Origin of the sequence: Rhizobium sp. UGM030330-04 (assembly GCF_003208455.1) — a bacterium.
Lineage (GTDB): Bacteria > Pseudomonadota > Alphaproteobacteria > Rhizobiales > Rhizobiaceae > Agrobacterium > Agrobacterium rhizogenes_A.
In genome coordinates, this window is record NZ_QKML01000012.1 from 45913 (window position 1) to 71875 (window position 25963).

General features: G+C 60.3%; 26 protein-coding genes. 9 read left to right on the top strand and 17 right to left on the bottom strand.

The features are described from left to right. Nucleotides 1–43 precede the first annotated feature (43 nt). Nucleotides 44–847 (top strand): endonuclease/exonuclease/phosphatase family protein, encoded by an 804-nt coding sequence (locus tag N434_RS18265; RefSeq protein WP_110759772.1) that lies wholly within the window; start codon nucleotides 44–46, stop codon nucleotides 845–847. Nucleotides 848–891: 44 nt separating this feature from the next. On the opposite strand, the gene N434_RS18270 is transcribed toward N434_RS18265, so the two are convergent. The 6 genes from N434_RS18270 to cysG form a co-directional block, all read right to left on the bottom strand. Then, nucleotides 892–1407 carry a hypothetical protein gene (locus N434_RS18270; RefSeq protein ID WP_174029373.1) on the bottom strand — a complete coding sequence of 172 codons (516 nt, stop codon included), beginning with the start codon at nucleotides 1405–1407 and terminating at the stop codon, nucleotides 892–894. 162 nt (nucleotides 1408–1569) lie between these two features. After that, nucleotides 1570–2382: a ferredoxin--NADP reductase gene (locus N434_RS18275; RefSeq protein ID WP_065115554.1), complete on the bottom strand. Its 813-nt coding sequence runs from the start codon at nucleotides 2380–2382 to the stop codon at nucleotides 1570–1572. A gap of 148 nt (nucleotides 2383–2530) precedes the next feature. After that, on the bottom strand, nucleotides 2531–3037 hold the full coding sequence (locus N434_RS18280; RefSeq protein WP_110759884.1) for a DUF934 domain-containing protein: 507 nt from the start codon (nucleotides 3035–3037) through the stop codon (nucleotides 2531–2533). Between the two features lie 10 nt (nucleotides 3038–3047). Next, on the bottom strand, nucleotides 3048–4718 hold the full coding sequence (locus tag N434_RS18285; protein ID WP_065115552.1) for a nitrite/sulfite reductase: 1671 nt from the start codon (nucleotides 4716–4718) through the stop codon (nucleotides 3048–3050). Nucleotides 4719–4726: 8 nt separating this feature from the next. After that, nucleotides 4727–5041, bottom strand: a complete 315-nt coding sequence (locus tag N434_RS18290; RefSeq protein ID WP_065115551.1) for a DUF2849 domain-containing protein — start codon at nucleotides 5039–5041, stop codon at nucleotides 4727–4729. Next, complete coding sequence (gene cysG / locus N434_RS18295; protein WP_110759773.1) at nucleotides 5034–6497, bottom strand: siroheme synthase CysG; 1464 nt, start codon at nucleotides 6495–6497, stop codon at nucleotides 5034–5036. The genes N434_RS18290 and cysG overlap by 8 nt, the downstream gene beginning before the upstream one ends. A 17-nt stretch (nucleotides 6498–6514) precedes the next feature. Here cysG and N434_RS25985 point away from each other — a divergent pair, with 17 nt between their 5' ends. From N434_RS25985 to mazG, 3 genes are all read left to right on the top strand, one after another. Next, nucleotides 6515–6754 (top strand): hypothetical protein, encoded by a 240-nt coding sequence (locus N434_RS25985; RefSeq protein WP_161490905.1) that lies wholly within the window; start codon nucleotides 6515–6517, stop codon nucleotides 6752–6754. A gap of 5 nt (nucleotides 6755–6759) precedes the next feature. Then, a complete protein-coding gene (locus tag N434_RS18305; protein ID WP_110759774.1) occupies nucleotides 6760–7347 on the top strand; it encodes a deaminase in 588 nt (195 codons plus the stop codon). 75 nt (nucleotides 7348–7422) lie between these two features. Further along, on the top strand, nucleotides 7423–8268 hold the full coding sequence (gene mazG / locus N434_RS18310) for a nucleoside triphosphate pyrophosphohydrolase (RefSeq protein WP_110759775.1): 846 nt from the start codon (nucleotides 7423–7425) through the stop codon (nucleotides 8266–8268). Nucleotides 8269–8369: 101 nt separating this feature from the next. Here the strand turns inward: mazG and hflX are convergent, their stop codons facing one another. The 8 genes from hflX to dusB form a co-directional block, all read right to left on the bottom strand. Continuing rightward, entirely contained in the window at nucleotides 8370–9704 is a 1335-nt protein-coding gene (gene hflX, locus N434_RS18315) for a GTPase HflX (RefSeq protein WP_110759776.1), read from the bottom strand. 199 nt (nucleotides 9705–9903) lie between these two features. Next, nucleotides 9904–10146: an RNA chaperone Hfq gene (gene hfq / locus N434_RS18320; protein WP_003496145.1), complete on the bottom strand. Its 243-nt coding sequence runs from the start codon at nucleotides 10144–10146 to the stop codon at nucleotides 9904–9906. 184 nt (nucleotides 10147–10330) lie between these two features. Then, nucleotides 10331–11707: a Trk system potassium transporter TrkA gene (gene trkA / locus N434_RS18325; protein ID WP_110759778.1), complete on the bottom strand. Its 1377-nt coding sequence runs from the start codon at nucleotides 11705–11707 to the stop codon at nucleotides 10331–10333. Nucleotides 11708–11755: 48 nt separating this feature from the next. Next, nucleotides 11756–13120: a nitrogen assimilation response regulator NtrX gene (gene ntrX, locus N434_RS18330; protein ID WP_110759779.1), complete on the bottom strand. Its 1365-nt coding sequence runs from the start codon at nucleotides 13118–13120 to the stop codon at nucleotides 11756–11758. Beyond that, complete coding sequence (locus tag N434_RS18335; protein ID WP_065115544.1) at nucleotides 13110–15371, bottom strand: sensor histidine kinase NtrY-like; 2262 nt, start codon at nucleotides 15369–15371, stop codon at nucleotides 13110–13112. The genes ntrX and N434_RS18335 overlap by 11 nt, the downstream gene beginning before the upstream one ends. Before the next feature lie 149 nt (nucleotides 15372–15520). After that, complete coding sequence (gene ntrC, locus N434_RS18340; RefSeq protein ID WP_003521350.1) at nucleotides 15521–16972, bottom strand: nitrogen regulation protein NR(I); 1452 nt, start codon at nucleotides 16970–16972, stop codon at nucleotides 15521–15523. Then, complete coding sequence (locus N434_RS18345; protein ID WP_110759781.1) at nucleotides 16969–18117, bottom strand: two-component system sensor histidine kinase NtrB; 1149 nt, start codon at nucleotides 18115–18117, stop codon at nucleotides 16969–16971. Before N434_RS18345 ends, ntrC begins: the two co-directional genes overlap by 4 nt. Beyond that, the gene (dusB, locus tag N434_RS18350) at nucleotides 18114–19130 is read right to left on the bottom strand and encodes a tRNA dihydrouridine synthase DusB (protein WP_110759782.1); all 1017 of its coding nucleotides are present in this window, start codon (nucleotides 19128–19130) and stop codon (nucleotides 18114–18116) included. The genes N434_RS18345 and dusB overlap by 4 nt, the downstream gene beginning before the upstream one ends. Before the next feature lie 276 nt (nucleotides 19131–19406). On the opposite strand from dusB, the gene N434_RS18355 reads away from it, so the two are divergent. Beyond that, the gene (locus N434_RS18355; RefSeq protein WP_110759784.1) at nucleotides 19407–20594 is read left to right on the top strand and encodes a bifunctional 2-C-methyl-D-erythritol 4-phosphate cytidylyltransferase/2-C-methyl-D-erythritol 2,4-cyclodiphosphate synthase; all 1188 of its coding nucleotides are present in this window, start codon (nucleotides 19407–19409) and stop codon (nucleotides 20592–20594) included. Then, complete coding sequence (locus N434_RS18360) at nucleotides 20591–21100, top strand: CinA family protein (protein WP_110759786.1); 510 nt, start codon at nucleotides 20591–20593, stop codon at nucleotides 21098–21100. The genes N434_RS18355 and N434_RS18360 overlap by 4 nt, the downstream gene beginning before the upstream one ends. On the opposite strand, the gene N434_RS18365 is transcribed toward N434_RS18360, so the two are convergent. After that, entirely contained in the window at nucleotides 21082–21537 is a 456-nt protein-coding gene (locus N434_RS18365) for a type II toxin-antitoxin system RatA family toxin (protein WP_065115539.1), read from the bottom strand. The two genes, N434_RS18360 and N434_RS18365, sit on opposite strands and share 19 nt — an antisense overlap. Before the next feature lie 9 nt (nucleotides 21538–21546). Continuing rightward, the gene (locus N434_RS18370) at nucleotides 21547–22116 is read right to left on the bottom strand and encodes a P-loop NTPase family protein (protein ID WP_110759787.1); all 570 of its coding nucleotides are present in this window, start codon (nucleotides 22114–22116) and stop codon (nucleotides 21547–21549) included. A 249-nt stretch (nucleotides 22117–22365) separates the two neighbouring features. Between N434_RS18370 and N434_RS25815 the strand changes: the two genes are divergently transcribed. From N434_RS25815 to N434_RS18385, 3 genes are all read left to right on the top strand, one after another. Continuing rightward, nucleotides 22366–22542 carry a hypothetical protein gene (locus tag N434_RS25815; protein ID WP_003496171.1) on the top strand — a complete coding sequence of 59 codons (177 nt, stop codon included), beginning with the start codon at nucleotides 22366–22368 and terminating at the stop codon, nucleotides 22540–22542. A gap of 127 nt (nucleotides 22543–22669) precedes the next feature. Further along, on the top strand, nucleotides 22670–23404 hold the full coding sequence (locus N434_RS18380; RefSeq protein ID WP_110759789.1) for a helix-turn-helix transcriptional regulator: 735 nt from the start codon (nucleotides 22670–22672) through the stop codon (nucleotides 23402–23404). Nucleotides 23405–23768: 364 nt separating this feature from the next. Beyond that, a complete protein-coding gene (locus tag N434_RS18385; RefSeq protein WP_110759791.1) occupies nucleotides 23769–24701 on the top strand; it encodes a DMT family transporter in 933 nt (310 codons plus the stop codon). 199 nt (nucleotides 24702–24900) lie between these two features. Here N434_RS18385 and lipA read toward each other — a convergent pair whose 3' ends face one another. Beyond that, nucleotides 24901–25872 carry a lipoyl synthase gene (lipA, locus tag N434_RS18390; RefSeq protein ID WP_065115535.1) on the bottom strand — a complete coding sequence of 324 codons (972 nt, stop codon included), beginning with the start codon at nucleotides 25870–25872 and terminating at the stop codon, nucleotides 24901–24903. Nucleotides 25873–25963 lie beyond the last annotated feature (91 nt).

Below are 25963 nucleotides of genomic sequence, written 5' to 3' on the forward strand. Positions count from 1 at the left end.
CATGCTAAACCGGATCGGGTAATCCGCTAGCGATGGAGCGCGAATGCGTCTGATCTGCCTGAACGGCTGGGGTGGGAAGCTGAACGACGAGCTTCTTGCCTATCTGTCCTCATCCGATCCCGATATTCTGTGCCTGCAGGAAGTGGTGCATACGCCGGCCGCCACGCAGGACTGGCTGACCTATCGCGACCATGGCATCGAACTGCCGCAGCGGGCGAACTTCCTGCGGGATGTCTCGGACGCCCTGCCCGATCATGTGGCGGTCTTTTGCCCGGCGGCTCAGGGTGATCTCTGGCACGGCGAGGTGCGCTATCCCTCGCAATGGGGACTGGCGACCTTCATTCGTAAATCCATAGCCGTCATCGCGCAGGCGCAAGGTTTCGTTCACGGTAGCTTTTCAGCGGATGGATACGGCGACCATCCGCGATCGCGCACCGCCCATGCCATTCGTGTCTTCGATTTCAGAAACGGCCAGCCGGCGGTCATCGCCCATATGCACGGCCTGCGGGACCTTGAGGGCAAACACGATAGCCCCGCACGGCTGGCGCAGACAAAGCGTCTCGTCCAGCTCGTCAGGAATATCGCGCAGGATGGTGACCGGATCGTCGTCTGCGGCGATTTCAACGTTCTGCCGGACAGTGAGACATTCACTGTTCTGAAAGAGCTTGATCTCATCGAACTCGTCACGACACGCGGCTATACCGATACCCGCACCTCGCACTATACCAAGCAGAACCGTTATGCGGACTACATGCTGGTCAATTCGGCAGTGACGATTGATCACTTCGACGTTGTAAGACAACCCGAGGTTTCTGATCATCGCCCTCTGCTGCTCGAATTCAGGTGAGAACCGGGTCTCTCATCCGGTTCGTCAAGATCGGTGGAATATAGTCACCGCACCAGACTGATATCGCTCGTCACCACCGTCTTGCCGGTCCTGCCGTCCCTGTCGGTGGTGCGCAGCCGCAGGCCGTTATTGCCGATCTTTTCGATCGTCATGGCAGCGACGCGGTCCCCGTTGATATCGCGGTTCCAGCGAACGGTGAGGTTGATCGAATTTCCGCGGCGATTGCCGGCCAGTGCCGAAGGGCGGCCGGATGGACCGGTATAGGTGCCGCTGTAACGTGCGCCGCTTGCAGCCAGATCGGCGGCGATAGCGCGCTTCACCACCAGAAGCCCGCGGCAGGTGCCTGACATGCGCAGCGCGGTCTGCCGGGCATCGGAGTTCAGCGTGCAGTTGACGTTGATGGCCGGCGCGCCGATGCGGGTGATCACCGTCCCCTTGCCCGTCCATGTGCCCTGAAGGGAAGACAGAAAAGCGCTTTCATCGGCAAGAGCGGGCAGCGCGGCAAACAGGCTTGCCGCCAAGGCAATGATTGTGGTGCGGATTCTCTCTGTTTTTCCCATTGGACGACTTCGCAGGTTCGATTTCTTTCGAACGCTAACGCGTCGTCGCCTGCGGATGTTCCAGCTGGACGACTTGCTGTTTCGTCTCCCCGCATAAGCCTTAAAACAGAAAGGAGGCCTTGTGGGCCTCCTTTTTTATTCGTTACGGGAGAAACGCCTCCGTCAGCCGACGAAAGCGCGCTCGATCACAAATTCGGCGGGCTTGTTGTTCGCGCCTTCGGTGAGGCCAGCCTTTTCAAGCAGTTCCTTGGTATCCTTCAGCATGGCGGAGGAACCGCAGATCATGCCGCGATCGACGGCCGGATCGAGAGCGGGAACACCGAGATCGGCAAACAGCTTGCCGTTTTCGATCAGCGTGGTGATCCGTCCCTGGAAGGGGTAGTCCTCACGGGTGACGGTCGCATAATGCTTGAGCTTGTCGCCGACGATTTCGTTCAGGAATTCGTGGTTCCTGATTTCCTCGACCAGATCGAAGCCATATTTCAGCTCGGCCACGTCACGGCAGGTATGGGTCAGGATGACCTCTTCGAACTTCTCGTAGGTCTCGGGATCGCGGATCAGGCTCGCGAAAGGCGCGATGCCGGTGCCGGTGGAGAACATGTAAAGCCGTCTGCCGGGTGTCAGCGCATCCAGAACCAGCGTGCCTGTCGGCTTCTTGCGCATCAGGACGGTATCGCCGGGCTTGATCGCCTGAAGATGCGATGTCAGCGGACCATTCGGAACCTTGATCGAGAAGAATTCCAGTTCCTCGTCCCAGGCGGGGCTGGCGATGGAATAGGCGCGGTAGATCGGCTTGTCGCCGACCATCAGGCCGATCATGGCGAATTCGCCGGAGCGGAAACGGAAGCCGGCCGGACGCGTCATGCGGAAACGGAACAGGTGATCCGTATAGTGTTCCACCGATAAAACCGTCTCGGCGTAAACACCGTCGGGTATCTTGATCGCGAAATCTTCCGTCTTGGCTGGCGCGTTCATTTCAGGTTCCGTCCATTCTCATTCGATAAGCGACATTCTCCAACCGGGCAATTATACCATTTTTGCCGAGGTTTGAAGGCATGAGAATGTCAGAACTGCTATGTGCTCAGGAAATATGTATCAAAAAATCATATTTCCGCGCAACGTGTCACAGGGACGCACGCCGACGCCAGCTATAGGCCTCGCCAACTGCTGCCGGTTTGGCTGTCGGCTGGTAATAGACCGGTATTTCCGGCAGGCGATTTTCCGACAGGCGGCGAATGGCCGTACCGTTCGTCACGGCAAAGCTGGTAAATCCCGTGCGCAGCATCAGCGGCACCTGATCGATCAGCACATCGCCAACCGCCCTCACCTCGCCGGCAAAACCGAGGCGGCTGCGCAGCAGCGAGGCGTGGCTGAAACCACGGCCGTCATTGAAGGCCGGGAAGCTTATGGCGACAAGGTCGATACGGTCGAGATAGGGGCCGAGCTGGATGACATCATCCGCCGGTGTAATCAGAACACCGAGACCGATATCGTTGCTTTCGGCGGCACGAACCAGGAAATCGGCAAGCGGCAACACCGGCTTCTGATCTGCTGCGGCCTTCACCTCTTCCGTTTCGATCACCCAGGCATCGTTTTCCACGAAGCCGTCGCGGTTCCAGATTTTCGTCATGGCATTCTCCTCAGGCGGCTTCTGCAGCGGAACCGTAAAGCGCATCCTTGAATGGCTGCGGTCCGACGCGGCGATAGGCTTCGAGGAAGGTCTCTTCCTTCGAAAGGCGAAGCCCGAGATAGGTATCGACAATGGTCTCGATGGCGTCGGTCACCTTTTCCGGCTCGAAGCCGCGGCCGATGATCTCACCGATCGAGGTGTTTTCGTCACCCGATCCGCCGAGCGTGATCTGGTAAAGTTCCGCGCCCTTCTTTTCCACGCCCAGCAGGCCGATATGGCCAACATGGTGGTGGCCGCAGGCATTGATGCAGCCGGAAATCTTGATCTTCAGCTCACCGATTTCCGCCTGACGCTCGGGCGCGCCGAAGCGGGTGGAAATTTCCTGCGCCACCGGAATGGAGCGCGCATTGGCGAGCGCGCAATAGTCCAGCCCGGGACAGGCAATGATATCGGTGATCAGCCCCGCATTGGCGGTGGCAAGGCCCGCACCCACCAGTGCGCGATAGACCGGCTCGAGATCGGCCAGCGCCACATGCGGCAGGATGATGTTCTGCTCGTGGCTGATGCGGATTTCGTCGAAGGCATATTCCTCGGCAATATCGGCGACGAGCTCCATCTGCTCGTCCGTCGCATCGCCCGGAATGCCGCCGATCGGCTTCAGCGAGATCGTCACCATGCCGTAGTCGGGATGCTTGTGCGGCGCGACGTTCTGCTCGACAAAACGGGCGAAGCCTTCATCGGCCCGCTTCCAGCGCGCCAGGCTTTCCCAGCCTTCCGGCCGGTCCTTCAGCGCCGGCGGCGCGAAATAAGCGGTGATTGCCGCAATATCGGCATCCGGCAGCTTCAACTCGGTGTTTTTCAGCTCCGCGAATTCGACTTCGACCTGGCGGGCCAGTTCTTCCGCACCGGTCTCATGCACGAGGATCTTGATGCGCGCCTTGTATTTGTTGTCGCGACGGCCGTGCAGGTTATAAACACGCATAATGGCCGTGGTGTAGGACAAGAGGTCCTCTTCCGGCAGGAAGTCGCGAATTTTCTTGGCGATCATCGGTGTGCGGCCCTGCCCGCCGCCGACATAGACGGCAAACCCGATCTCGCCCCTGTCGTTCTTTTTCAGATGCAGGCCGATATCGTGAACCTGAATGGCGGCGCGGTCGCGCTCGGCACCCGTGACAGCGATCTTGAACTTGCGCGGCAGGAAGGAGAACTCCGGGTGCACGGAAGACCACTGACGCAGGATTTCCGCATAAGGGCGCGGATCGGCAACCTCATCGGCGGCCGCACCGGCGAAATGATCGGCGGTCACGTTGCGAATGCAGTTGCCGGACGTCTGCAACGCGTGCATTTCCACGCTCGCCAGTTCGGACAGGATATCCGGCGTATCGGAAAGGCGCGGCCAGTTGTACTGGATGTTCTGACGGGTGGTGAAATGGCCGTAACCGCGATCATATTTGCGGGCGATGTGGGCCAGCATCCGCATCTGCTTCGAATTCAGCGTACCGTAGGGAATGGCGACACGCAGCATATAGGCGTGCAGCTGGAGGTAGACGCCGTTCATCAGGCGCAGCGGCTTGAACGCGTCCTCGGCCAGTTCGCCGGACAGCCGGCGCTCGACCTGATCGCGAAACTGTGCCACACGGCCTTCAACAAATGCGTGATCGAACTCGTCGTAACGGTACATATTCTTCCTCAGACTGCGATAAATGCTGCATCGGCCGGCTTGAAGCCGGTGGCATAGTGCACGGTGGGGCCGGCGGCGCGAATGCGTTCGCGAAGGCGCGTCGGCCAGAGCTTGCCGTTCTCCTCGACGACATCGATGACGGCGACATCCACGACCTTGTTGGCGGAGAAATCTCGCTTGCCGATTTCCTCAAACGAGGCGACGGCCTCCGCGTGGCGCGCAACGATCGCCCCCTGCAGGTTCTCCGTCCACTCGCCACTGGCATCGAGCCAGACGGCAATACCATCGCTGAGGCGGTTGGCGGTCAAAACCTTGTCAACCATTTACATACTCCCGTTTGAAATCCGCCGGCTGCACTGACAATGCAAGCGCCTCGGACCTGTCAAAATTGGCGCCCGCCACCGCATCGCCGATGATGACCATGACCGGACCGGTCAGTTCATCGCGATGTTCGAGTTCGGGCAGATCGTTCAATGTTCCATGCAGCAGGCGGCGATCCGCGCGGCTGGCGTTTTCGATGACGGCGACGGTCGTTTCCACACCCAATCCCGCGTCGATCAGCCGTTTCGCGACCGAAGCAGCGACACTGCGGCCCATATAAACGGCGATGGTGGCCCCGGAGACGGCAAGCCGCGCCCAGTCGGGCAGCACATCCCCGGTCAGATCGTGGCCGGTGGTGAAAATCAACGACGAGGCGACACCACGAAGCGTCAGCGGCAATTCGAAATCCGCAGCCGCGGCGAAGGCCGATGTGATGCCGGGCACGATCTCATAGGCAACACCGGCGTCGCGCAGCGCCGCCATTTCCTCGCCCGCCCGGCCATAGACCAGCGGATCGCCGGATTTGAGGCGCACAACGCGTTTGCCATCCTTGCCGAGGCGCACCAGCAGGCGGTTGATCTCTTCCTGCGACTTGCTGTGGCAGCCCTTGCGCTTGCCGACGGAAAGCCTTTCGGCATCACGGCGACCCATATCGACAATCGCCTGCGGCACCAGCGCGTCGTAAACGATCACATCGGCTTCCATCAGCACGCGCTGCGCGCGCAGCGTCAGCAGGTCTTCCGCACCGGGGCCGGCGCCGACGAGCCAGATGCGGCCTTCACTGCGTTCGGGCGATTGCAGCAGGCGGTCGACGGCCTGACGGGCGGAAGGGGTATCGCCGATGGCGACCGCATCCGCGACCGCGCCGGAAAAGAACCGGCGCCAGAAATTGCGGCGCAAGGCGCCCTTCGGCACATTTTCCTCGGCGGCGTCGCGATATTGTACGGCGAGACGCGCAAGCTTGCCGAGCGACGGCGACAGCATCTGGTCGATGCGGGCGCGGATCATCTGGGCAAGAACCGGCCCCGCCCCTTCCGTGCCGATGGCGACGGCGACTGGCGCGCGGGTGACGAGCGCGGGGGTGAAGAAATCGCAGAATTCCGGCTGATCCACCGCATTGGCGGGAATTTTCGCGGCGCGGGCAACGGTGACGATCTCTCGATCCAGCGCCTCGTCTCCGGTGGCGGCAAAGACCAGCGTCGCGCCCTGAAGCAGCCGACCGGCGAAAGCCAGAGCCCGGTGATCGATACCGTTTTCCCGAAGATAGCGGGAAAAATCCGCTTCAGGCTGATCCGCGTAAACGATGATATGTGCATTGGTATTGGCGAGCAGCCTTACCTTCGCGAAAGCCTCGTCGCCATTTCCGAAAACAGCGACCTGCCGTCCCTCAACCCGGAAGAATGCGGGGAAGGTTGAAAGGCGGTCGCCAGCAGCGGAAAAATCATGTTCGTTGTGCATTGGACATATATCCCGCATTGCCGCACAAGATTGAAGAAACAGAAATTCAAGCCTTTCCGACACCTGGATTTTTATTTCTCGAAGACCCCGGTTTTGGAGGAAAACAAACCGGCACTGGTTTTTCGCTGCCCGGCACCTCCCCGGTTTCCCTTGCGAATCCCTTGACAAAGCGGGCGCCCGCGCCGAACAAGGAGCGACAATTTATTGTCGATTTCCCCATGCGAAGACCGCTTTTTTGCAAGCGGAACGAAGGATAAGACCCTTGACCAGCCACAGCCTCGCCGCCCGTCTTCTCGACGTCATCGAACATGATATCCTGCCGTTGACGGCGCGTGGCGTGAGCCTCGGTAACAAGGTTTTCGGTGCCGCGATCCTGCGCAAGTCCGACCTCTCGCTTGTTGTCGCGGAAACCAATAACGAGCTGGAAAATCCGCTCTGGCACGGCGAAGTGCACACACTGAAGCGGTTTTACGAGCTGGGCGAGAAGCCGAATACGAAGGAACTGATATTCCTTTCCACCCACGAACCCTGCACCATGTGCATGTCCGCGATCACCTGGGCCGGTTTCGACAATTTCTACTCCTTCTTCAGCCATGAGGATTCCCGCGACGCTTTCGCAATCCCGCATGATCTCAAAATCCTGAAGGAGGTCTTCGGGCTGGAGCCGGGCGGTTATCGCCGCAACAATGCCTTCTGGAATTCGTATTTTGTCGCCGATCTGGTGGAAGGCGAAGACGATCCGGTGAAAACCACGCTGAGGGCGCAGACGGCCCGCATCAAGGCCACCTATGACGATCTTTCAACCAGCTATCAGTCGTCAAAAAGCGACAATGACATTCCGCTCAACTAGGGCATTTTCAGGAAAGCCGCGTGGCGGTTTTCCATCCGGACGCAGCATGAAACAGAGAATGAAGGTTTGAGACATATGGAAGCCTCGAAGGATATTTCCCGCCTGATCGAGATCATGGAGGCCCTGCGCCAGCCGGAAACCGGCTGCCCATGGGATGTCGTGCAGACCTTCGAGACGATCAAGCCCTATACAATCGAAGAGGCCTATGAAGTCGCCGACGCGATCGAGCGCAAGGATATGGACGATCTTTGCGAGGAGCTGGGCGACCTTCTGCTGCAGGTGGTTTTCCACGCCCGCATGGCTGAGGAAAGAGGCGAATTCGCCTTTGGCGACGTGGTGCATGCCGTCACCTCAAAGATGATCCGCCGCCATCCGCATGTCTTCGCCGTCTCCGACGCCGACACGCCTGATAGCGTCAAGCTGCAATGGGACCAGATCAAGGCCGAGGAAAAACGCGAGCGCGCGGAACGCCGGGCGCGTCGAGGCATCACCGAGGATTTCAAGGCCGGGTTTCTGGGTGGCGTGCAACGCAGCCAGCCGGCGCTGACCGAGGCACTCAAGCTACAGGAACAGGCCGCCCGCGTCGGTTTCGACTGGTCGGACCCGGCTCCGATCCTCGACAAGATCGAGGAAGAAATCGCGGAACTGCGTGAGGCGCTTGCGGAGGGAAAACCCGAAAAGGTTTCGGACGAACTCGGCGACCTCATCTTCGCCCTCGTCAATATCGGCCGCCACGTCAAGGCCGATCCCGAAAATGCCCTGCGCGGCACGAATACGAAATTCCGACGTCGTTTCAATCACATAGAAGCATCTCTGAAGGAAAATGGCGAGACGCTGGAAGACGCCGATCTCGAGAGGATGGAAGATTTGTGGCAGGCGGCAAAGCGGATCGAACGCGCGCTCGATACGGTTTCGTCCTGATCACGGGGATGCTGGGGACGCTTTGGCTGGCGCCGTCAAAGGAATAGGTGGTGCGTCGTACCAATCACGCCGACGTCATCCTCGCATCCTTGTCGGAGCGCTCAGCGCTCCCAGTCCTCGCGTTCGCGGACAGTCGTTTTTCCAAGCTTCCGCTCCAGTTCGGCCGCCTGCGCTTCGGACAGGCGCACATCGAGCGCAACCGAGCCGTCTTCGTGGTCTTCACGGCCGTCGACGATGGAATTGCTGTAGACCCAGGAGATCAACGGCAATTGTTCGACGGAAAGCACGACGGTCGTTTCCGTCAAAACGCCGGACAGACGCTTTGAAATCTCGTCCATCAGGGCATCGACACCCTCGCCCGTGATGGCCGACACGGCGCGGATATCCGAGCGACCTTCGGCGCGCTGCAGGATGGCGTCATGCGCTTCAGGTTCCAGGCGGTCCACCTTGTTCCAGACCTCGATGATGCGCTTTTCCGCTTCCTTCTCGTCAATGCCGAGGTCGCCGAGAATACGCAGCACATCAGCCGATTGCGCGGCATTGTCCGGATCGGACATGTCGCGCACATGCAGAACGAGATCGGCTTCCAGCACCTCTTCCAGAGTGGCACGGAAAGCGGCGACCAGATGCGTCGGCAGGTCGGAAATGAAACCGACCGTATCGGACAGGATGACGGTGCGGCCATGCGGCAGCTTCATGCGGCGCAAGGTCGGGTCGAGCGTGGCGAAGAGCATGTCCTCCGCCAGAACGCCAGCGCCGGTGATGCGGTTAAACAGCGTGGATTTGCCGGCATTGGTATAACCGACGAGAGCCACGATCGGATGCGGCACCTTTCGGCGCTTGGCGCGGTGAAGCTGACGGGTGCGCACCACCTGCTCCAGTTCGCGTTCCAGCTTGACGATGCGTTCCTGCAAAAGCCGGCGGTCGGCTTCGATCTGGGTTTCACCCGGACCGCCCATGAAGCCCGCGCCACCACGCTGACGCTCAAGGTGGGTCCAGCTTCGGACGAGGCGGCCCTTCTGGTAGTTCAGATGCGCGAGGTCGACCTGCAGCGTGCCTTCCTTGGTGGAGGCGCGGCGGCCGAAGATTTCAAGGATCAGACCGGTGCGGTCGATGACCTTGCAATTCCACTGCTTTTCGAGATTGCGCTGTTGCACCGGGGTCAGCGGATGATCGACGATGACGAGACCGGAATCGGTTTCATCGAGAAGATGGCCGATTTCCTCGATCTTGCCGGTTCCAAACAGCGTTGCCGGCCGCGGCTGGTTGACGGAAACGATCAGCCCCTGCGTTACTTCCAGATCGATGGCGAGCGCCAGACCCTTGGCTTCCTCGAGCTTGGCCTCGACCGAACGGCCGGGCGCGGCCGGGGCGGCGGCCGCATCGCGCGTTTCACGCGGCTGCTTGAGGACGGGCACGAGAACCACCGCGCGCATGTCGTCGCGGTGCTTTTCCTGCTCCGGAATGATCGATTCGTTCGAGGTGTCGCGTGTCGAAATGGGGCTTGGCCTTATCCAGAAAGAACATTTCGGCCAACCGCATCCACACGGACGGCCATTGAATTTAACCTGACAGAACCGGAAACGTTCCGGTCCGGGTCAGCTTATATCGAATATACCGCCGGAGGGAGCCTGATCAGGCCGCGCCTTCTTCGCTTTCGAACATCTGCATCGGCTGGCCGGGCATGATGGTGGAGATCGCATGCTTGTAGACCAGCTGCGAATGACCATCACGGCGCAAAAGCACGCAGAAATTGTCGAAGGAGGTAACAACGCCCGTCAGCTTGACGCCGTTGATCAGGAAAATCGTGAGCGAAATCTTCTGCTTACGAACGGTATTGAGGAAAAGATCCTGAAGGTTTTGAGAACGTTCCGCCATGGCGCCGCTTCTTTCTTTTTTGCCGGCAGGGATACCGGAAAATAATCAATCAATAATCAACCGGCCAAGTCACATCCCCCGCTTGGCCAGCCTGCAACTCTGGTATCAAATCGTGTCCTGTTCCGCAACGGTCAAAACAGCCGAATGAGTACGAGTATTGACCCGCTTTTTCGATTCGAAACAGTCAGAAATATTGTATCGAAACCCGGAAAAGCTGTTCCACGTCGCGCACCGCATCCGCAGACGCAAACAGCACGACACGGTCCTTCGCCTTGATTTTCGTGCTGCCGTCCGGGCGGATCACCACGCCATCACGATAAATCGCGCCAATGCGCACACCGTCGGGCATATCGATGTCGCGGAAGGACTGGCCGACCAGCGGCGACGTTTCCAGCGCCTCCGCCTCGATAACCTCCGCCGAGCCGCGCTGGACGGCGTATACCGAGCGGATGCGGCCCTTGCGCACATGCTGGAGCACGCGGGAGATGGTGACGGCACGGGGGTTGATATAGGCGTCGAGGCCAAGCGAAGCCGCAACATCGTGGAAGGACGAACTGTTCAGCAGCGCAAGGTTGGACTTGCAACCGAGCTGCTTGGCCATCACCGCAGCCAGAATATTGGTCTGATCGTTATTGGTGAGCGTGACGATCAGGTCCGCGTCCTGAATATCCGCCTGCATGAGAATTTTCTGATCGAGTGCCGAACCGTGCAGAACGATGGTGTTGCTGAGCTGCTCCGATGCGACAACAGCCCTGTCGCGATCCGCTTCGACGATCTTCACCCGGGTCTTCGGCTGCATCTCCTCGATCTTGTGCGCGACGAAATGACCGATATTGCCGGCGCCCGCGATGACGATGCGCTGCGCCTCCTGCTCTTCATGACCGAAGAGGCTCAAGGTGCGACGGGCGTGCTGGCGCTGGCAGATGACATAGGCAAGATCGCCGACCCGCAACTGCTCGGAGGAATGCGCCACCTTGAGAATGCCGTCGCGATAGACGCCGACGACCGTGGCGATGAGGTCAGGAAAGAGATTGGAAAGCTGCTGCAGCGGCGTATTGATGACCGGGCAGTCCTCCATGCATTCGATGGCCAGCATGAAGATCGTGTCGTCGGCAAAACGCACGACATCGGTGGCGCCCGGAAAGGCGATACGCCTGAGCACCATCTTTCCGACTTCCACTTCCGGCGAAATCGTCACGTCGATGGACATGTTCTCGCGGCTGAAGAGATCGGCATATTCCGGCCTCAGATAGCTCTGGTCGCGGATGCGGGCAATCTTGGTGGGAACGCTGAACAAGGCGTGCGCCACCTCGCAGGCGACGATGTTGATTTCGTCATGCAGCGTCACGGCAATGATCATGTCGGCCTGGTCCGCACCGGCCTTGGCCAGCATGTCCGGATGCGCGCCATGGCCAACGTATCCGCGCACATCCAGCGTCTCGGTGATGGCGGTGATCAGCGGTGCGGCCGTATCGATGACAGATACTTCGTTATCCTCGCGCGACAATTGTTCGGCGATGCCGTAACCCACCTGCCCTGCGCCGCAAATGATGACTCTCATGCTGTCTCTCTGACGGAATATCTGTTACGGCGACCTGGCCTTCGTTCCTTATACGCCGAGAGATTTCAGTTTGCGATGCAGCGCCGATCTTTCCATGCCAACAAATTCCGCCGTCCGTGAAATATTGCCGCCGAAACGGTTGATCTGGGCCACCAGATAATCCCGCTCGAACATTTCACGGGCTTCGCGCAGTGGCAGGGTCATGATGTGCTGGTCGCCCTGCGCCGAAATCTTCGGCAGCATGTCGCCAATATCCGATGGCAGCATGTCGGCCGAGATCGGCGCCTCGCCGCCCTCCGGACGGGCAAGGATCATCAGCCTCTCGATATTGTTGCGCAACTGGCGGATATTGCCCGGCCAGTCATGCGTCTGGAGAACGGCCATGGCGTCGTCACCGATCTTGCGCGGGCGGATACCGGCCTGCTCGGAAATCTGGCGCATGAACATGTCGACGAGGAAGGGAATATCCTCGCGCCGTTCCGAGAGCGCCGGCACCTTCACCGGCACGACGGCCAGACGGTGGTAGAGGTCCTCGCGGAACTGGCCTTCGGCGATCAGGCTTTCGAGGTGATGGGCGGTCGAGGAAATGATGCGCACATCCACCTTCACCCGCTTGCCGCCACCGACGCGCTCGAACTGCTGGTCGACCAGCACGCGCAGGATCTTGTTCTGCGTCTCGCGCGGCATTTCGCCGACTTCATCGAGATAAAGCACGCCGCGATGGGCTTCTTCCAGCGCGCCGACCTTGCGTGGCTGCCCCGGCAGGCCTTCCGTTCCAAAGAGCGCGATTTCCATGCGGTCCGGCGTGATCGTCGCGGCATTGAGCGCCACGAAGGGGCCGCCCGCACGCGAGGACTTCTTGTGCACCATGCGGGCCACGAGTTCCTTGCCGGAACCGGAGGGGCCGAGGATCATGATGCGGCTGTTGGTAGGCGCAACCCTGTCGATGGTCTGGCGAAGCTGCGACACCGCAAGCGAGGCGCCGACGAGTTCAACCGCGTCCCCGGTGCGTTTCTTGAGTTCCTGAACCTCGCGCTTCAGCTTGGAGTTTTCCAGCGCCCGCTCGGCTATCAGGATCAGGCGGTCGGCCTTGAACGGCTTTTCGATGAAATCGAAGGCGCCGCGCTTGATGGCGTTGACGGCGGTTTCGATATTGCCGTGACCGGAAATCATGACGACAGGGATTTCGGGATGGCGGCTCTTGATCTCGTCAAGCAGCGCCAGACCGTCGAGCTTCGAGCCCTGCATCCAGATGTCGAGAAAGATCAGGCGCGGCACACGCTCCGAGATGGCGGCCAGCGCGCTGTCACTGTCGAACGCCATGCGCGTCTCATGGCCTTCATCGGACAAGATGCCCGCTACGATTTCGCGAATGTCCGCCTCGTCATCCACGACCAGAATATCAGACGCCATATGCTGCTTCCTTGTTATTTTCGCCGCCGACCGCCTCGATATAGGGCAGCAGCACTCTGATCATGGCGCCGTGGCCGTGATCGAACTCAGGCGGGGCATCGTGGAGTTCCAGATACCCGCCATGCTCTTCGATGATCTTCTTGACGATGGCCAGACCAAGGCCCGTGCCCTTGTCCCGCATCGTCATGTATGGTTCGAGAATGCGGTGACGGTTCTCGACGGGAAGGCCGCGGCCATTGTCGATGATATCAGCGACAAAACGGGAGTTGGCCTCGTCGAAGGAGGCGCGTACCAGGATCATGCCCGGCCGCTTTTCGCCTTCCACCGCCTCGATCGCTTCGGTCGCATTCTTGATGAGATTGCCGAAGGCCTGCCCCAGCATGCGGGCATCGAACATGCCCTCCAGCGGGATATCGCCCAGCTCCGTCGTGAACCTGGTGTCGGCGGCGCTGATTTCCCGCAGGAACGCCGCATCCTTCAGGATCGCGCGCAGATCCGACTTTTCCTTCGTCGGCTTGGGCATACGCGCAAAGGCCGAGAATTCATCCACCATCCGGCCGATATCACCGACCTGCCGGACGATGGTGTCCGTACACTGATCGAAAACGGCGCGGTCGCTCTCGTCGATCTGCTTGCCGAAACGGCGCTTGATGCGCTCGGCGGAAAGCTGGATCGGTGTCAGCGGGTTCTTGATTTCATGCGCGATGCGGCGCGCCACATCCGACCATGCCGTCGAGCGCTGGGCAATGACGAGGTCGGTGATGTCATCGAGGGTGATGACGTAGCTGTCGCGGCTGTCGCGGGCATCCTCACGGGTCACCTGCACATTCAGTGTCCGTTCCTTGCCGCGTCGCATGATGTTTATCTGCTTGCGGAAGTTGCCACGCGCCCAGGTGTTGGCCTCGGTCACGACCTGTTCGATTTCCGGCGCGATCTCCGACAGCTGCGCGCCGATGAGCTGCTCGGAATTCAGCGCCAGGAACTCTTCGCCGGATGGGTTGACGATGGTGATCCTGCGGTTCTCGTCGACACCGATGACGGCGGCGGTGACACCTGACAGCACGGCTTCGATGAAGCGGCGGCGATCGTCGATATCATCCTTGGCCTCGATGATCTGCTCCTGCTGGCTGCGCAGTTCCGAGACCATCTTGTTGAAGGTACGCGACAGGCGCCCGACATCGCCATCGACGGCGCGGACGGGAACCAGAACATGCATGTTGCCGGTGGCGACACTGTCTGCGGCACTGATGAGCAGGCGGATCGGCCGCACGATACGGTCGGCCACCGCGATTGCCGTCCAGATGGCGGCGAGAAGCACGATCAGCGCAAAGCCGAGATAGAGGATGGCAAAGGCGATCTGCAGCGGCGCGCGGCCCGCCTCCATCGCCTTGTATTCGGCGCGGTTCTCCTCCATCAGCCGCATCGCGCCCATCACCTTGGGATCAACGGCGCGCACGGTGTAAAGGAAGGTGCCGCTGATGCCCTCGAGCTTGATGATGGCGCCAACGAGGTTGGTGATCCCCGGCGGGATCAGCGTCGGCTGGCCGGCGGCCGCCTTTTCCAGCGCGTCATGCGGAATGGCGGGAAGCGGTTTTTCCGTCTTGATATCGGCCTGCGCGACGGCGTCGCCATCCTCCTGCACCAGAAACGCGCCAAGCAGGCCGCGCCCCTTGGCCTGACGGGTCATCAGATCGACGAAGCCGGTGCGGTCAAGATAAAAAAGCGCGCGATTGCGGTCGAGGTCGGTGGCCATCGACAGGGTCTGGCCCTGAAGATAACCGGCATTCTCCATCATATAGGCCTGGGCGATATTGCTGGAGGAATCGACGATCGACTGGGTTCGGATCGAGAACCAGCGGTCGAGGCCGACATTCAGCGTCAGGCTGGCGAAGATGGCGACAAGCACGGCGGGCGTGATTGCCACGATGGAGAAAAGCACGACAATGCGCACGTGCAGGCGTGCGGCCGCCCTGCCCTTTTTGCGCGCTTTCAGCAGGCGGTTGATTTCCCGGCCAATGAGGAAGATCAGGCCGATCACGAAGATCGAATTGATGACCACCGAAGCGATGACGACATTCGATGTCGGTGCGATCGGCGTCACGCCCAGCAGCACGAAGAGGGTAATGATGGCACAGACGAGCGCGACGCCAGCGAGCACAAGCCCCGGCAAAGCGAAAGACATCCTGCGATCGGCAACCACCATTCCCGCTGCTTCGTCGGCAACGGCGTTTTCGGCGGCGGGTTTCCGCATGCACTACTCCCAATCGCTGGCCAGCCAGCGCCACAATCATGAAGTCAGGCGAGACTCACCGCATATTGGCGAATCTCTTCCTTCCTAGTGTTTTCCAAGCAACACAATGTGGCGAAAATGCAACGACAAATGCGACCTTGTCAACATTCTCACGTGGGGCGGGAGCTGCGATAGACGGAAACACCAAGCTCGCGGATTTTCTTGCGCAGCGTATTGCGGTTCAGGCCAAGAAGATCGGCAGCCTTGATCTGGTTGCCGCGCGTCGCCGTCAGGGCGGCGAGAATCAGCGGGTATTCGAGTTCGCGCAGCACACGGTCGTAAAGGCCGGGCGGCGGCAGGCCATCGCCGAAGCTGGCGAAATAATCCCGCATATTTTCTTCCACCGCCTGCGAAATGGTGAGCGAACCGGTGCGAACCGCCATCTTGTCGAGCGGGCTGTCGGGAACATCCGACTGCAGTTCCTGCTCGATGATCTCGCGGGTGATGACTTCCTGCGGATAAAGCGCCATCAGGCGGCGGATCAGGTTTTCCAGCTCGCGCACGTTGCCCGGCCAGGCATAGGCCTTCATGACCTCAAGAGCTTCGCTCTCGAAACGCTTGCCCTCAAGACCTTCCTTCTCACCCTGCTGGATGAAATGGCGCACCAGATCGGGAATATCCTCGGCGCGGTCACGCAGCGGCGGCAGGCGCAGCGGCACGACGTTCAGGCGATAATAAAGGTCTTCGCGGAACAGGCCCTGATTGATCGACTGTTTCAGGTCCTTGTTGGTGGCAGCGACGATGCGGACATCGGTACGGATAGGCGTGCGACCGCCCACCGTCGTATATTCGCCCTGCTGCAACACACGCAGCAGGCGCGTCTGCGCATCCATCGGCATGTCGCCAATTTCATCGAGGAAGAGCGTGCCGCCCTCGGCCTGCTCGAAACGGCCGGTGGAGCGGTTCTGCGCGCCGGTGAAGGCACCCTTCTCATGGCCGAAGAGTTCGGATTCGATCAGGTCACGCGGAATTGCCGCCATGTTGATGGCGACGAAGGGGCCGTTGCGGCGTTTGCCGTAATCATGCAGCGCGCGGGCCACCAGTTCCTTACCCGTACCGGATTCACCTGTTATCATCAGCGTCAGGTCGGTCTGCATCAGGCGGGCGAGAACGCGGTAGATTTCCTGCATCGCCGCCGAGCGGCCAACGAGCGGCATGCCGTCCTGCATGTCGTCATCGAGCTTGGCCGGCTTGCGCTTCGGCTCCGACAGGGCGCGACCGATGATGGCGATCAGTTCCGTCAGATCGAAGGGCTTCGGCAGGTAATCGTAAGCGCCTTTTTCCGACGCCTTGATGGCCGTCATGAAGGTGTTCTGCGCACTCATGACCAGAACCGGCAGGTCCGGGCGGGCCTTCTTGATGCGCGGCAGAAGATCGAAGGCGTTTTCATCGGGCATCACGACATCGGTCACGACAAGATCGCCCTCACCTGCCGAAACCCAGCGCCAGAGCGTTGCGGCATTGGAGGTGATGCGCACGTCGTAACCGGCGCGGCTCAGCGCCTGGTTCAGCACCGTGCGGATTGCGGCATCATCATCGGCGACGAGGATCGTAGCTGTCATAGGTCATTTCCTGTCGTGTTCGGCAAAGTGCTGTCGTCGAGCGCCACTTCCGGCGAGACGGGCATCAATACGCGGAAAGTCGTGCGATGGTTCTGGCTGTCGCATTCGACAATGCCGCCATGGGCGCCGATCAGCTTGGCGACAAGCGCCAGCCCGAGGCCCGAACCATTCGTCTTGGTGGTAATGAAGGGATCGAAAAGATGCGGCAGGAGATCGGCCGGAACGCCCGGACCATTATCATGCACGCAGAATTCGAGCGGCAGCGAGATACGCTCGCGGCTGCCGGCGACCGAAAGCCGCATGCCGGGACGATAGGCCGTGGTGAGGATGATCTCGCCATCCGGCTGGTTGCCCACGGCTTCCGCCGCATTCTTCACCAGATTGAGGAAGACCTGCACCAGCTGATCGCGATTGGCATAAACCGGCGGCAGCGACGGGTCGTAATTTTCCGAAATCTTGATATTGCGGGCAAAGCCGGCCTTGGCGATGGCCTTCACATGATCGAGCACGGAGTGGATATTGACCGGCACGCGATCCACCGGCCGCTCGTCGGAAAACACCTCCATGCGGTCGACCAGCGAAACGATGCGGTCGGTCTCGTCGCAGATCAGCCGCGTCAGCGCCCGGTCTTCATCGGCAACCGAAGTCTCCAGCAGCTGGGCGGCGCCACGAATGCCGGACAGCGGGTTCTTGATCTCGTGCGCGAGCATCGAGGCAAGGCCCGTGACGGAACGGGCGGCGGCACGATGGGTCAGTTGCCGGTCGATCTTGTCGGCCATCGACCGTTCCTGAAAGACGACGACCACCGATCCCGGTTCGCTGACAACGGGCGCGACATAAAGATCGACCAGCTTGTCCTGACCAAGACGCGGCGAACTCAGATCGACGCGGTATTCGTTGACCGGCGCGCGACGCTCCCGCACCTGATCGATCAGCGCCAGAAGAGGGCTGCCGAAGGGAATGAAGGTGGAGACGCGGTAGCGGGCGAGATGGGAGGCGCTCGCTCCGAAAAAGGCTTCGGCTTCCCAATTGGCGAAGGCGATGAAACCTTCGGCATCCACCAGAATAACGGGGTTCTGCACCGCGTTCAGAACCGCCATGGCAAGCGGGTTTCCATCTGCCGGGCTGTGTTTGTCAGCGCTCATGCGGCCTTCCTTGCGGCGTCTTCGCCCGCATTTTCGCTAAGGGCAGAGCGCAGCAGATCAGCCACCTCCCCCGTGTCACGCGATGTCATGATTTTAGCCTTGTCAGGCGTGGCGCTCTCAATCGCGAAACGATCGAGATACCAGCCCAGATGTTTGCGGGCATGCCGGAGACCGGCTTCCCTTCCGTAAAATTCCAGCATCATCTCGTAATGCTCGACGGCAATACCAGCGATCTCGGCGTGTTGCGGGGCGGCGTGCCCGGCCAGCACAGCCGGCAACCAGGGTTGCCCCTGCGCGCCACGCCCGACCATGACGGCATCCGCACCTGAACGGCGGAGAATTTCCCGCGCATCTTCCGCAGTCTCGACATCGCCATTGGCGATCAGCGGCACGGAAATCACCTCGCGAACGGCGCGGATGGCATTCCAGTCCGCCCGTCCCTCGTAAAACTGCATACGGGTGCGGCCGTGAATGGTGATGAGCTGAACCCCTGCCGCTTCGGCGCGGCGGGCAATTTCGGGCGCGTTGATGGTGTTTTCGTCCCAGCCGAGCCGCATCTTCAGCGTCACGGGCACATCAACCGCACTGACGGTCGCCTCGATCAGAGAGAGCGCATGATCTGGATCGCGCATCAACGCCGAACCGGAGTAGCCCCCCGTCACCTTCTTGGCCGGACAACCCATATTGATATCGATGATTCCCGCGCCGTTATCGGCCGCGATCTTCGCTGCCTCGGCCATGAAATGCGCCTCGCGCCCGGCAAGCTGCACCATATGCGGAACCATGCCGGCATTTTTCAGCCGCGCCCAGGATTCCCCTCGGTTGGCGACGAGTTCGCGGCTTGCCACCATTTCCGTGACAACAAGGCCAGCGCCATAACGCCAGGCAAGCTGTCGGAACGGCAGATCCGTCACGCCCGACATGGGCGCCAGCACGGCACGATTACGGATCGTGACTGAGCCGATGCTAAACGGTTCTGACAACTGCGGAAGGGGCAACTGATGATCTTTCATGCAGAAGGGTTATTTGCATTATTTTTAGACAGTGTTTGCGCAGTTGCCAAGCACTTTTAGAGGGTTGCATCTTTTATTTGCTGCGCGGCTGCCTGCCTGTTTTGCGGTCGGTGGCAAATTGTGCAGGTTCGGGACATGCCATGCCGGACGATCCTGCGGCGTGCAGGGTAAATGCGCGTCTTATCGGGCTGGCCATCCGGGTTTTGAAACGCTAGAGCAGGACTGTCAACCGTTAAGGGTTGCGCGCAAAGCATATGACCAATGCAGGAAAGTACTATGAAACTCGGCATCGTCATCGTCGCCGCCGGGCGCGGCGAAAGGGCAGGCTCCCCCGAGGAAGGGCCGAAACAATATCGCCCGATCGGCGGCAGAGCCGTCATCGAGCACACGGTATCGACCTTTCTGGGCTGGGACAGCGCCTGCCCCATCGTGATCGTCAGCCATGCCGACGATGCAGCACTGCTGTCGCCGATCCTTGAGCGGCTTGATGCCGGTGAGCGGATCGTCACGGTGACGGGCGGCGCGACACGCCAGCAATCGGTGCTGGCGGGGCTGGAGGCGCTCTCCTCCCACGATCTCACCCATGTGATGATCCATGACGCCGTGCGGCCTTTCGTCGCCACGGACATGCTGGAGCGTATCGTGGCGCTGCACGCGGAAGGCGCTCGGGGCGTTCTGCCTGCCCTGCCCGTTACCGACACGTTGAAACGCGGTTCGGATGACCGCGTCGTGGAGACGGTTTCCCGTCAGGGACTTTATGCCGCGCAGACCCCGCAGAGCTTCGCTTATGATGACATTCTCGCAGCGCATCGCGCCGCTGCCGCCTCGGGAAAGTCCGATTTTACCGATGATGCGTCGATTGCCGAATGGGCGGGACTGCCGGTGACGCTGACCGAAGGTTCGGTCGACAACGTGAAACTCACTCTCAAGCGGGATATCGCCATGGCCGATGAAAAGCTCTCTCACGCATTGCCCGACGTGCGCACCGGCAATGGTTACGACGTGCACCAGCTGGAGGCCGGAGACGGTGTGACACTCTGCGGCGTCTTCATCGAACACGACCAGAAACTCAAAGGTCATTCGGATGCGGATGTGGCTTTGCATGCGCTGACGGATGCGCTGCTCGCCACCTGTGGTGCCGGTGATATCGGCGATCACTTCCCGCCTTCCGATCCGCAATGGAAGGGGGCGGCCTCGCGCATCTTCCTCGAACATGCGGCCAAGGTGGTGCGCGACAATGGCGGCACGATCATGAATGCCGATGTCTCGCTGATCGCCGAGGCGCCACGCATCGGTCCGCACCGGCAGGCCATGCGCGAAGCGCTCTCCGACATGCTCGGAATTGCGCTGGAGCGCTGCTCGGTGAAAGCGACGACCAATGAGACGATCGGCTTCGTCGGCCGCCGTGAGGGTATCGCGGCAATCGCCACCGCTACCGTCGTTTACAGGGGCAGACCGTTATGAGCCTCTTTCCCGCTGACATAGAAGAACTGGCGCGGCGGATCATCTCTGATTTCACCGCCCGTGGCTTCATGGTCTCGACCGCCGAAAGCTGCACGGGCGGCCTGATCGCCGGTGCCCTGACAGAGATTGCCGGCTCCTCCGCCGTCGTCGACCGTGGTTTCGTCACCTATACGAACGAAGCCAAGATGGACATGCTGGGGGTTGGCACTGGCACGCTTGCCACATTCGGCGCGGTATCCCGACAGACGGCGCTGCAGATGGCGCATGGCGCGCTGTTCCGCTCACGCGCGGATTTTGCCGTGGCCGTGACCGGTATTGCCGGTCCGGGCGGCGGTTCGGCCGACAAGCCCGTTGGCCTGGTGCATCTGGCCGCCAAGGCGCGCGGCGGTAAAATCCTGCATCATGAAATGCGTTACGGCGAGATCGGCCGCACGGAAATCCGGCTTGCGACCGTCAGAACCGCACTTGAGATGCTGATTGCCCTCAATCAGGCCGGGTCGGCGTAAATTTTATCGGCGCGGGTCTCGAAGGCTTCCGCAAACATGCGGAAAGCCCGGTCGAACATCGACCCCATGACGGCGCCGAGCAGGCGGCTTTTAAATTCATAATCGATGAAGAAATGAATGGCCGAGCCACCATCTTCCGATTCTTCGAAACGCCAGCGATTGTCGAGATATTTGAAGGGCCCATCGATATATTTCACATCGATGGCGCGCTCGGCCGGGTTCAGCAGCACCTGCGTGGTGAAGGTCTCGCGAATGGCCTTGTAGCCCACCGTCATATCCGCCACCAGTAGCACCTTGCCATCGCGTTCCTTGCGCGAGCGGACAATGAGCGCCTCGCAAAGCGGCAGAAACTGCGGATATTTTTCCACATCGGCGACGAGGTCGTACATGCGGTCTGGCGAGTGTTTGACGAGGCGATGCGTTTCGAACTGTGGCATAAGCGGCAGTTAATCCCCGGCAACAAGAAGATCAAGAAGGCGGCGAAACTGTTTTCGGCTTTTCAGCTGGAATACAGGCACATCGCCGCCATAAAGCGCGAAATTCTGCTCGAAGAGCGGAGCATGACGCCGTTCGAAGTTCCAGATATAGCGCAGGAAATCGACGTCTATCCGTTCGGGGCATCCCTCCGCCATTTCCGGCCTCGCCTTGCCATACCCCCTGATCGCCCGGCTGACGGCACCCCACAGGCAGAGCCAGCGCGGCATGCGCACCCAGAGGACGATGTGGGACCGCGGCAGTCGCATGTCGAACGAGGATGGATTGCTGCCGTCCATCAGCCAGCGCTCTTCGGTGATGATGGCGGCTATCCTCTGCCGCTGCTCCTCGCGCGGGCGCGCCTGCCAGCCGGGCAGCCAGAAAATTTCACGGTCCATGGAGATATAACGAAGCCCAAATTTGCTTGCGAGCTTTTGCGAGAGCGTCGACTTGCCGCCGCCGGAACAGCCGACGACCATGATGCGTTGCGCCCCGGCGACGATCGTCGCAGCATCTTCCACTGTCTCAAGATAGTTCGGCATCGCATAACCTCGTCATGACCGGGGAGATTGCCTGCGGCAAGGATATCTGCACCCAGGCGGGTATTGTCGTTGCGCATGGCAGTTACGGAAAATTGACTATTGCAACCCCGTCGCAGGGATTGCTATTTATTTGCGACTAATATTACACCCATTGGATGCAAACGCGCCGGGCACTCCCGATTTCCCCACGCGTATTCATCTTTGGGTTCAGACCCGACACATAACCGCTTTGAGCCACTGAGTGAGCCGATGGACGATTTTTCCAACATCATCAACCTTCTCGAATCCGCCAAGCAACTCGCATCGATGAACGGCATGCCCGTGCTTGCCTACCTTATTGACGTTGCAAAATGCGAGGCGAGAGAGAACAAGCCGGTTCTGCGCAAGCGCAAACGCGGCGAATCGACCGCCAAGGAAGACTGTTAATTGCCGTTTCGTATAGCTGAGCGATAAAGCCGGCTGGCCCAATCTTCAAGACGATGTCATAATCAACGATGAAACTGGCCGCTTTTTCGAGGCGGCCATTTCTTTGCACAATGGAAACGACAGCGTCATGACATCCGCATCGGCCGATATCAGAACCTACAGGCAGGAAAGACCGAAAGAGCGGCACGGTTTCGTGCAGATCGTTCTTCCGGTTTCTGGCCGCCTGCGGATCGATGTGGCGGGGCGGCAGGATGAACTGTCGACCGGACGTGGTGTCTTCATCCACCGTGATGCACCGCATACACAGGAAGCGACGGCAAGCAATCACTCGCTGGTGGTCGATATCGATGAAAGTGCCGTTTCCGAACAGACGCTGGAGAGATTCGCCCGCGTGCCGTTTCTCGATATTGCCCCGGACACACGGCAATTGATCGCCTATATGCGCGGCCTCATCAAAACCGACGGGCGGCGCGACGATGTCGCCGGGATCTGGGCGCCACTGCTGGTGGATAGTCTCGCGACTGAAAAAGCCGATATCCGCCAACGCCTGCGCAAACTCAGTGCAGTCGTCAGGGCGGAGCCGTTCTTTCCCTGGACGATCGAGATGCTGGCGGCCTGCGTGACGATCAGCGACAGCCGCCTGCACGCGTTGTTTCTCGAAGAATTCGGTCTCCCGCCTCACCGTTGGCTTGCCGGGTTGCGCATGGACAAGGTTTGCACGCTCCTCAGCCAATCCAGCCTGCCGATTGCGGAAATCGCGCTCAGGGCCGGTTTTTCCGACCAGACGGCGCTGACCCGCGCCATGCGCAATACGGTGGGTGAAACGCCGGCCACCTATCGCCGGAACCTCGGCATTCATTAGATTTGAGCTTTCAGGAGGTCGTCCGTTCACAGCGGATCGAGGGGTGCGTGTGGCTTTACCCCCCTCTGCCCTGCCGGGCATCTCCCCCCTCAAGGGGGGAGATCGACAAGCGGCTGCGTCTCGCCTCTTTCAACGTTTGCGAATGAAGTGGCGGTAGCGCCTCCTGCTGATCTCCCCCTTGAGGGGGAGATGCCCGGCAGGGCAGAGGGGGGTAAAGCCACACGCACCTCGATCCGCTATAAACGCACAACCCTCTAAAACCCCCCAATCATAGCGGCGGACAAATCCTCAGGAGTTTTTGTCAAGACAGCCGCAAGGGGCTGTGGCACATCGCGGGCAAATGCGAATGCGGATGTGACATGACATGAACAACAGAACAGGTCTCGGTGTTTTTTACGGCATGCTGGCGGGTGCGCTGTGGGGGGGTATCTTTCTCGCCCCAAAACTGGTGCCGGATTTTTCGGCCCTGCAACTGTCGACGGCACGTTATCTCACCTACGGGCTGATTTCCCTCATCATCATCGGACCGCGTCTGAAACGGGTATCGGCGCATTTCGGCGCGCGGGAATGGTTTGCGCTCGGCTGGCTGAGCATGATCGGCAATATCGCCTATTACGTCTTCATATCAACGGCGGTGAAGCTGAGCGGTGTTGCTTTCACCTCCATCATCATCGGCTTCCTGCCCGTCGCCGTCACCATCATCGGCAGCCGCGATCATGGCGCGGTGTCGCTGAAGCGGCTGTGGCCGTCGCTTGCCTTCGGTGCCATTGGCATTATCGGCATTTCCTGGCAGTCGCTGACGGAAAACGATGCCGGGCTGGATGTGTCCCGTATCATCGGCCTTGCCTGTGCGCTCGGGGCGCTGGCTTCATGGACGGCCTTTGCTGTCGGCAATGCCCGTTGGCTGTCGCGTCTTCACGATGTCAGCGCCGATGACTGGAACATGATGACGGGTGTCGTAACCGGCGGGCTTGCGCTGCTGCTCGCCATTCCGGCCTTCGGATTTGGTGGGGAAAGCCATAGCACGGGAGACTGGCTGCATTTCACCGCCATCGCCGCCGGGCTCGGTTTCACCGCCTCCATTCTCGGCAATGCCTTCTGGAACCGCATGAGCCGCCTGCTGCCACTCACCCTGGTCGGACAGATGATCCTGTTCGAAACGCTGTTTGCGCTGCTTTACGGCTTTATCTGGGAAGGACGCGGCCCAACACTTATTGAGGTCGTGGCAATATGTTCCGTGGTACTGAGCGTCGTGCTGTGCATGCGGGCGCACCGGCCTGAGAAGGTTGTGGCCTAAATGGGATGCTGGGGCTTTCTGGACATTCTTCTTCCGTCATACCGGCCCTGAGCCGGTATCCAGCCAGCCCAAGTCCTTGGGCTGAAAAGACTCTCCCAGCCGCGCGAGAGCCGCGATGGCTGGATTCCGGCTCAAGGCCGGAATGACGGAGTAGGTAGATTGCACCACGTGGGCGCAATCCAATCGTCCTAACGCCTACTTACTCCGCAGCCGCCAGCAGCTTCTTCTCGCGGGCTGCACGCAGGCGCTCAAAATCGTCGCCGGCATGGTGGGAGGAACGGGTCAGCGGGCTGGAAGACACCATCAGGAAGCCCTTGGTATAGGCGACCGTTTCGTAGGACTTGAACTCTTCCGGCGTCACGAAGGCCTCGACCTTGTGGTGCTTGCGGGTCGGCTGCAGGTACTGGCCGATAGTCAGGAAATCCACGTCGGCGCTGCGCAGGTCGTCCATCAGCTGAAGCACTTCGTTGCGCTCTTCGCCGAGGCCGACCATGATGCCCGACTTGGTGAACATGGTGGGATCGAGTTCCTTCACCCGCTGCAGGAGGCGCACGGAGTGGAAATAGCGTGCGCCGGGGCGGACCGTCAGATAATTGCCTGGAACGGTTTCCATATTGTGATTGAAGACATCGGGCTTGGCGGCCACGACACGCTCCAGCGCACCGGGCTTCTTCAGGAAGTCGGGGGTCAGGATTTCGATGGTCGTCGTCGGAGACGCAGCACGGATCGCCCAGATGACCTTTTCGAAATGTTCAGCACCGCCATCGGCGAGATCGTCGCGGTCCACCGAGGTGATGACGACGTGGGAAAGGCCCATCTGCTTGACGGCCTTGGCGACATTCTCAGGCTCGTCCATGTCAAGCGGATTGGGCTTGCCGGTCGCGACGTTGCAGAAGGCGCAGGCGCGGGTGCAGATTTCACCCATGATCATGAAGGTCGCGTGTTTCTTGTCCCAGCATTCGCCGATATTCGGACAGCCGGCTTCCTCGCACACCGTTACCAGCTTGTGGCTGCGCACCAGTTCGCGCGTCTCGTGATAGCCCTTGGAGGTCGGCGCCTTGACGCGGATCCATTCCGGCTTGCGCATGACCTCGGTATCGGGCCGATGCGCCTTTTCCGGGTGGCGGATGCGCTTTTCGTCGGACGACGTTCTGTCGAGAATAGTGACCATTTAAAACCTGCTTCCATCGCCTGTGGCGATCTAAACACCTGTTGGCCGGATGCTTTAGAACAATTCCAGAAAAAGCGTAAGCCCTTTCCGG

Bases quoted from the DNA above. Each gene is read 5' to 3' on its own strand.
- N434_RS18265 (WP_110759772.1), top strand. From the start codon at position 44: ATGCGTCTGATCTGCCTGAACGGCTGGGGTGGGAAGCTGAACGACGAG.
- N434_RS18270 (WP_174029373.1), bottom strand. From the start codon at position 1,407: ATGGGAAAAACAGAGAGAATCCGCACCACAATCATTGCCTTGGCGGCA.
- N434_RS18275 (WP_065115554.1), bottom strand. From the start codon at position 2,382: ATGAACGCGCCAGCCAAGACGGAAGATTTCGCGATCAAGATACCCGAC.
- N434_RS18280 (WP_110759884.1), bottom strand. From the start codon at position 3,037: ATGACGAAAATCTGGAACCGCGACGGCTTCGTGGAAAACGATGCCTGG.
- N434_RS18285 (WP_065115552.1), bottom strand. From the start codon at position 4,718: ATGTACCGTTACGACGAGTTCGATCACGCATTTGTTGAAGGCCGTGTG.
- N434_RS18290 (WP_065115551.1), bottom strand. From the start codon at position 5,041: ATGGTTGACAAGGTTTTGACCGCCAACCGCCTCAGCGATGGTATTGCC.
- cysG (WP_110759773.1), bottom strand. From the start codon at position 6,497: ATGCACAACGAACATGATTTTTCCGCTGCTGGCGACCGCCTTTCAACC.
- mazG (WP_110759775.1), top strand. From the start codon at position 7,423: ATGGAAGCCTCGAAGGATATTTCCCGCCTGATCGAGATCATGGAGGCC.
- hflX (WP_110759776.1), bottom strand. From the start codon at position 9,704: ATGCGCGCGGTGGTTCTCGTGCCCGTCCTCAAGCAGCCGCGTGAAACG.
- hfq (WP_003496145.1), bottom strand. From the start codon at position 10,146: ATGGCGGAACGTTCTCAAAACCTTCAGGATCTTTTCCTCAATACCGTT.
- trkA (WP_110759778.1), bottom strand. From the start codon at position 11,707: ATGAGAGTCATCATTTGCGGCGCAGGGCAGGTGGGTTACGGCATCGCC.
- ntrX (WP_110759779.1), bottom strand. From the start codon at position 13,120: ATGGCGTCTGATATTCTGGTCGTGGATGACGAGGCGGACATTCGCGAA.
- N434_RS18335 (WP_065115544.1), bottom strand. From the start codon at position 15,371: ATGCGGAAACCCGCCGCCGAAAACGCCGTTGCCGACGAAGCAGCGGGA.
- ntrC (WP_003521350.1), bottom strand. From the start codon at position 16,972: ATGACAGCTACGATCCTCGTCGCCGATGATGATGCCGCAATCCGCACG.
- N434_RS18345 (WP_110759781.1), bottom strand. From the start codon at position 18,117: ATGAGCGCTGACAAACACAGCCCGGCAGATGGAAACCCGCTTGCCATG.
- dusB (WP_110759782.1), bottom strand. From the start codon at position 19,130: ATGAAAGATCATCAGTTGCCCCTTCCGCAGTTGTCAGAACCGTTTAGC.
- N434_RS18355 (WP_110759784.1), top strand. From the start codon at position 19,407: ATGAAACTCGGCATCGTCATCGTCGCCGCCGGGCGCGGCGAAAGGGCA.
- N434_RS18360 (WP_110759786.1), top strand. From the start codon at position 20,591: ATGAGCCTCTTTCCCGCTGACATAGAAGAACTGGCGCGGCGGATCATC.
- N434_RS18365 (WP_065115539.1), bottom strand. From the start codon at position 21,537: ATGCCACAGTTCGAAACGCATCGCCTCGTCAAACACTCGCCAGACCGC.
- N434_RS18370 (WP_110759787.1), bottom strand. From the start codon at position 22,116: ATGCCGAACTATCTTGAGACAGTGGAAGATGCTGCGACGATCGTCGCC.
- N434_RS25815 (WP_003496171.1), top strand. From the start codon at position 22,366: ATGGACGATTTTTCCAACATCATCAACCTTCTCGAATCCGCCAAGCAA.
- N434_RS18380 (WP_110759789.1), top strand. From the start codon at position 22,670: ATGACATCCGCATCGGCCGATATCAGAACCTACAGGCAGGAAAGACCG.
- N434_RS18385 (WP_110759791.1), top strand. From the start codon at position 23,769: ATGAACAACAGAACAGGTCTCGGTGTTTTTTACGGCATGCTGGCGGGT.
- lipA (WP_065115535.1), bottom strand. From the start codon at position 25,872: ATGGTCACTATTCTCGACAGAACGTCGTCCGACGAAAAGCGCATCCGC.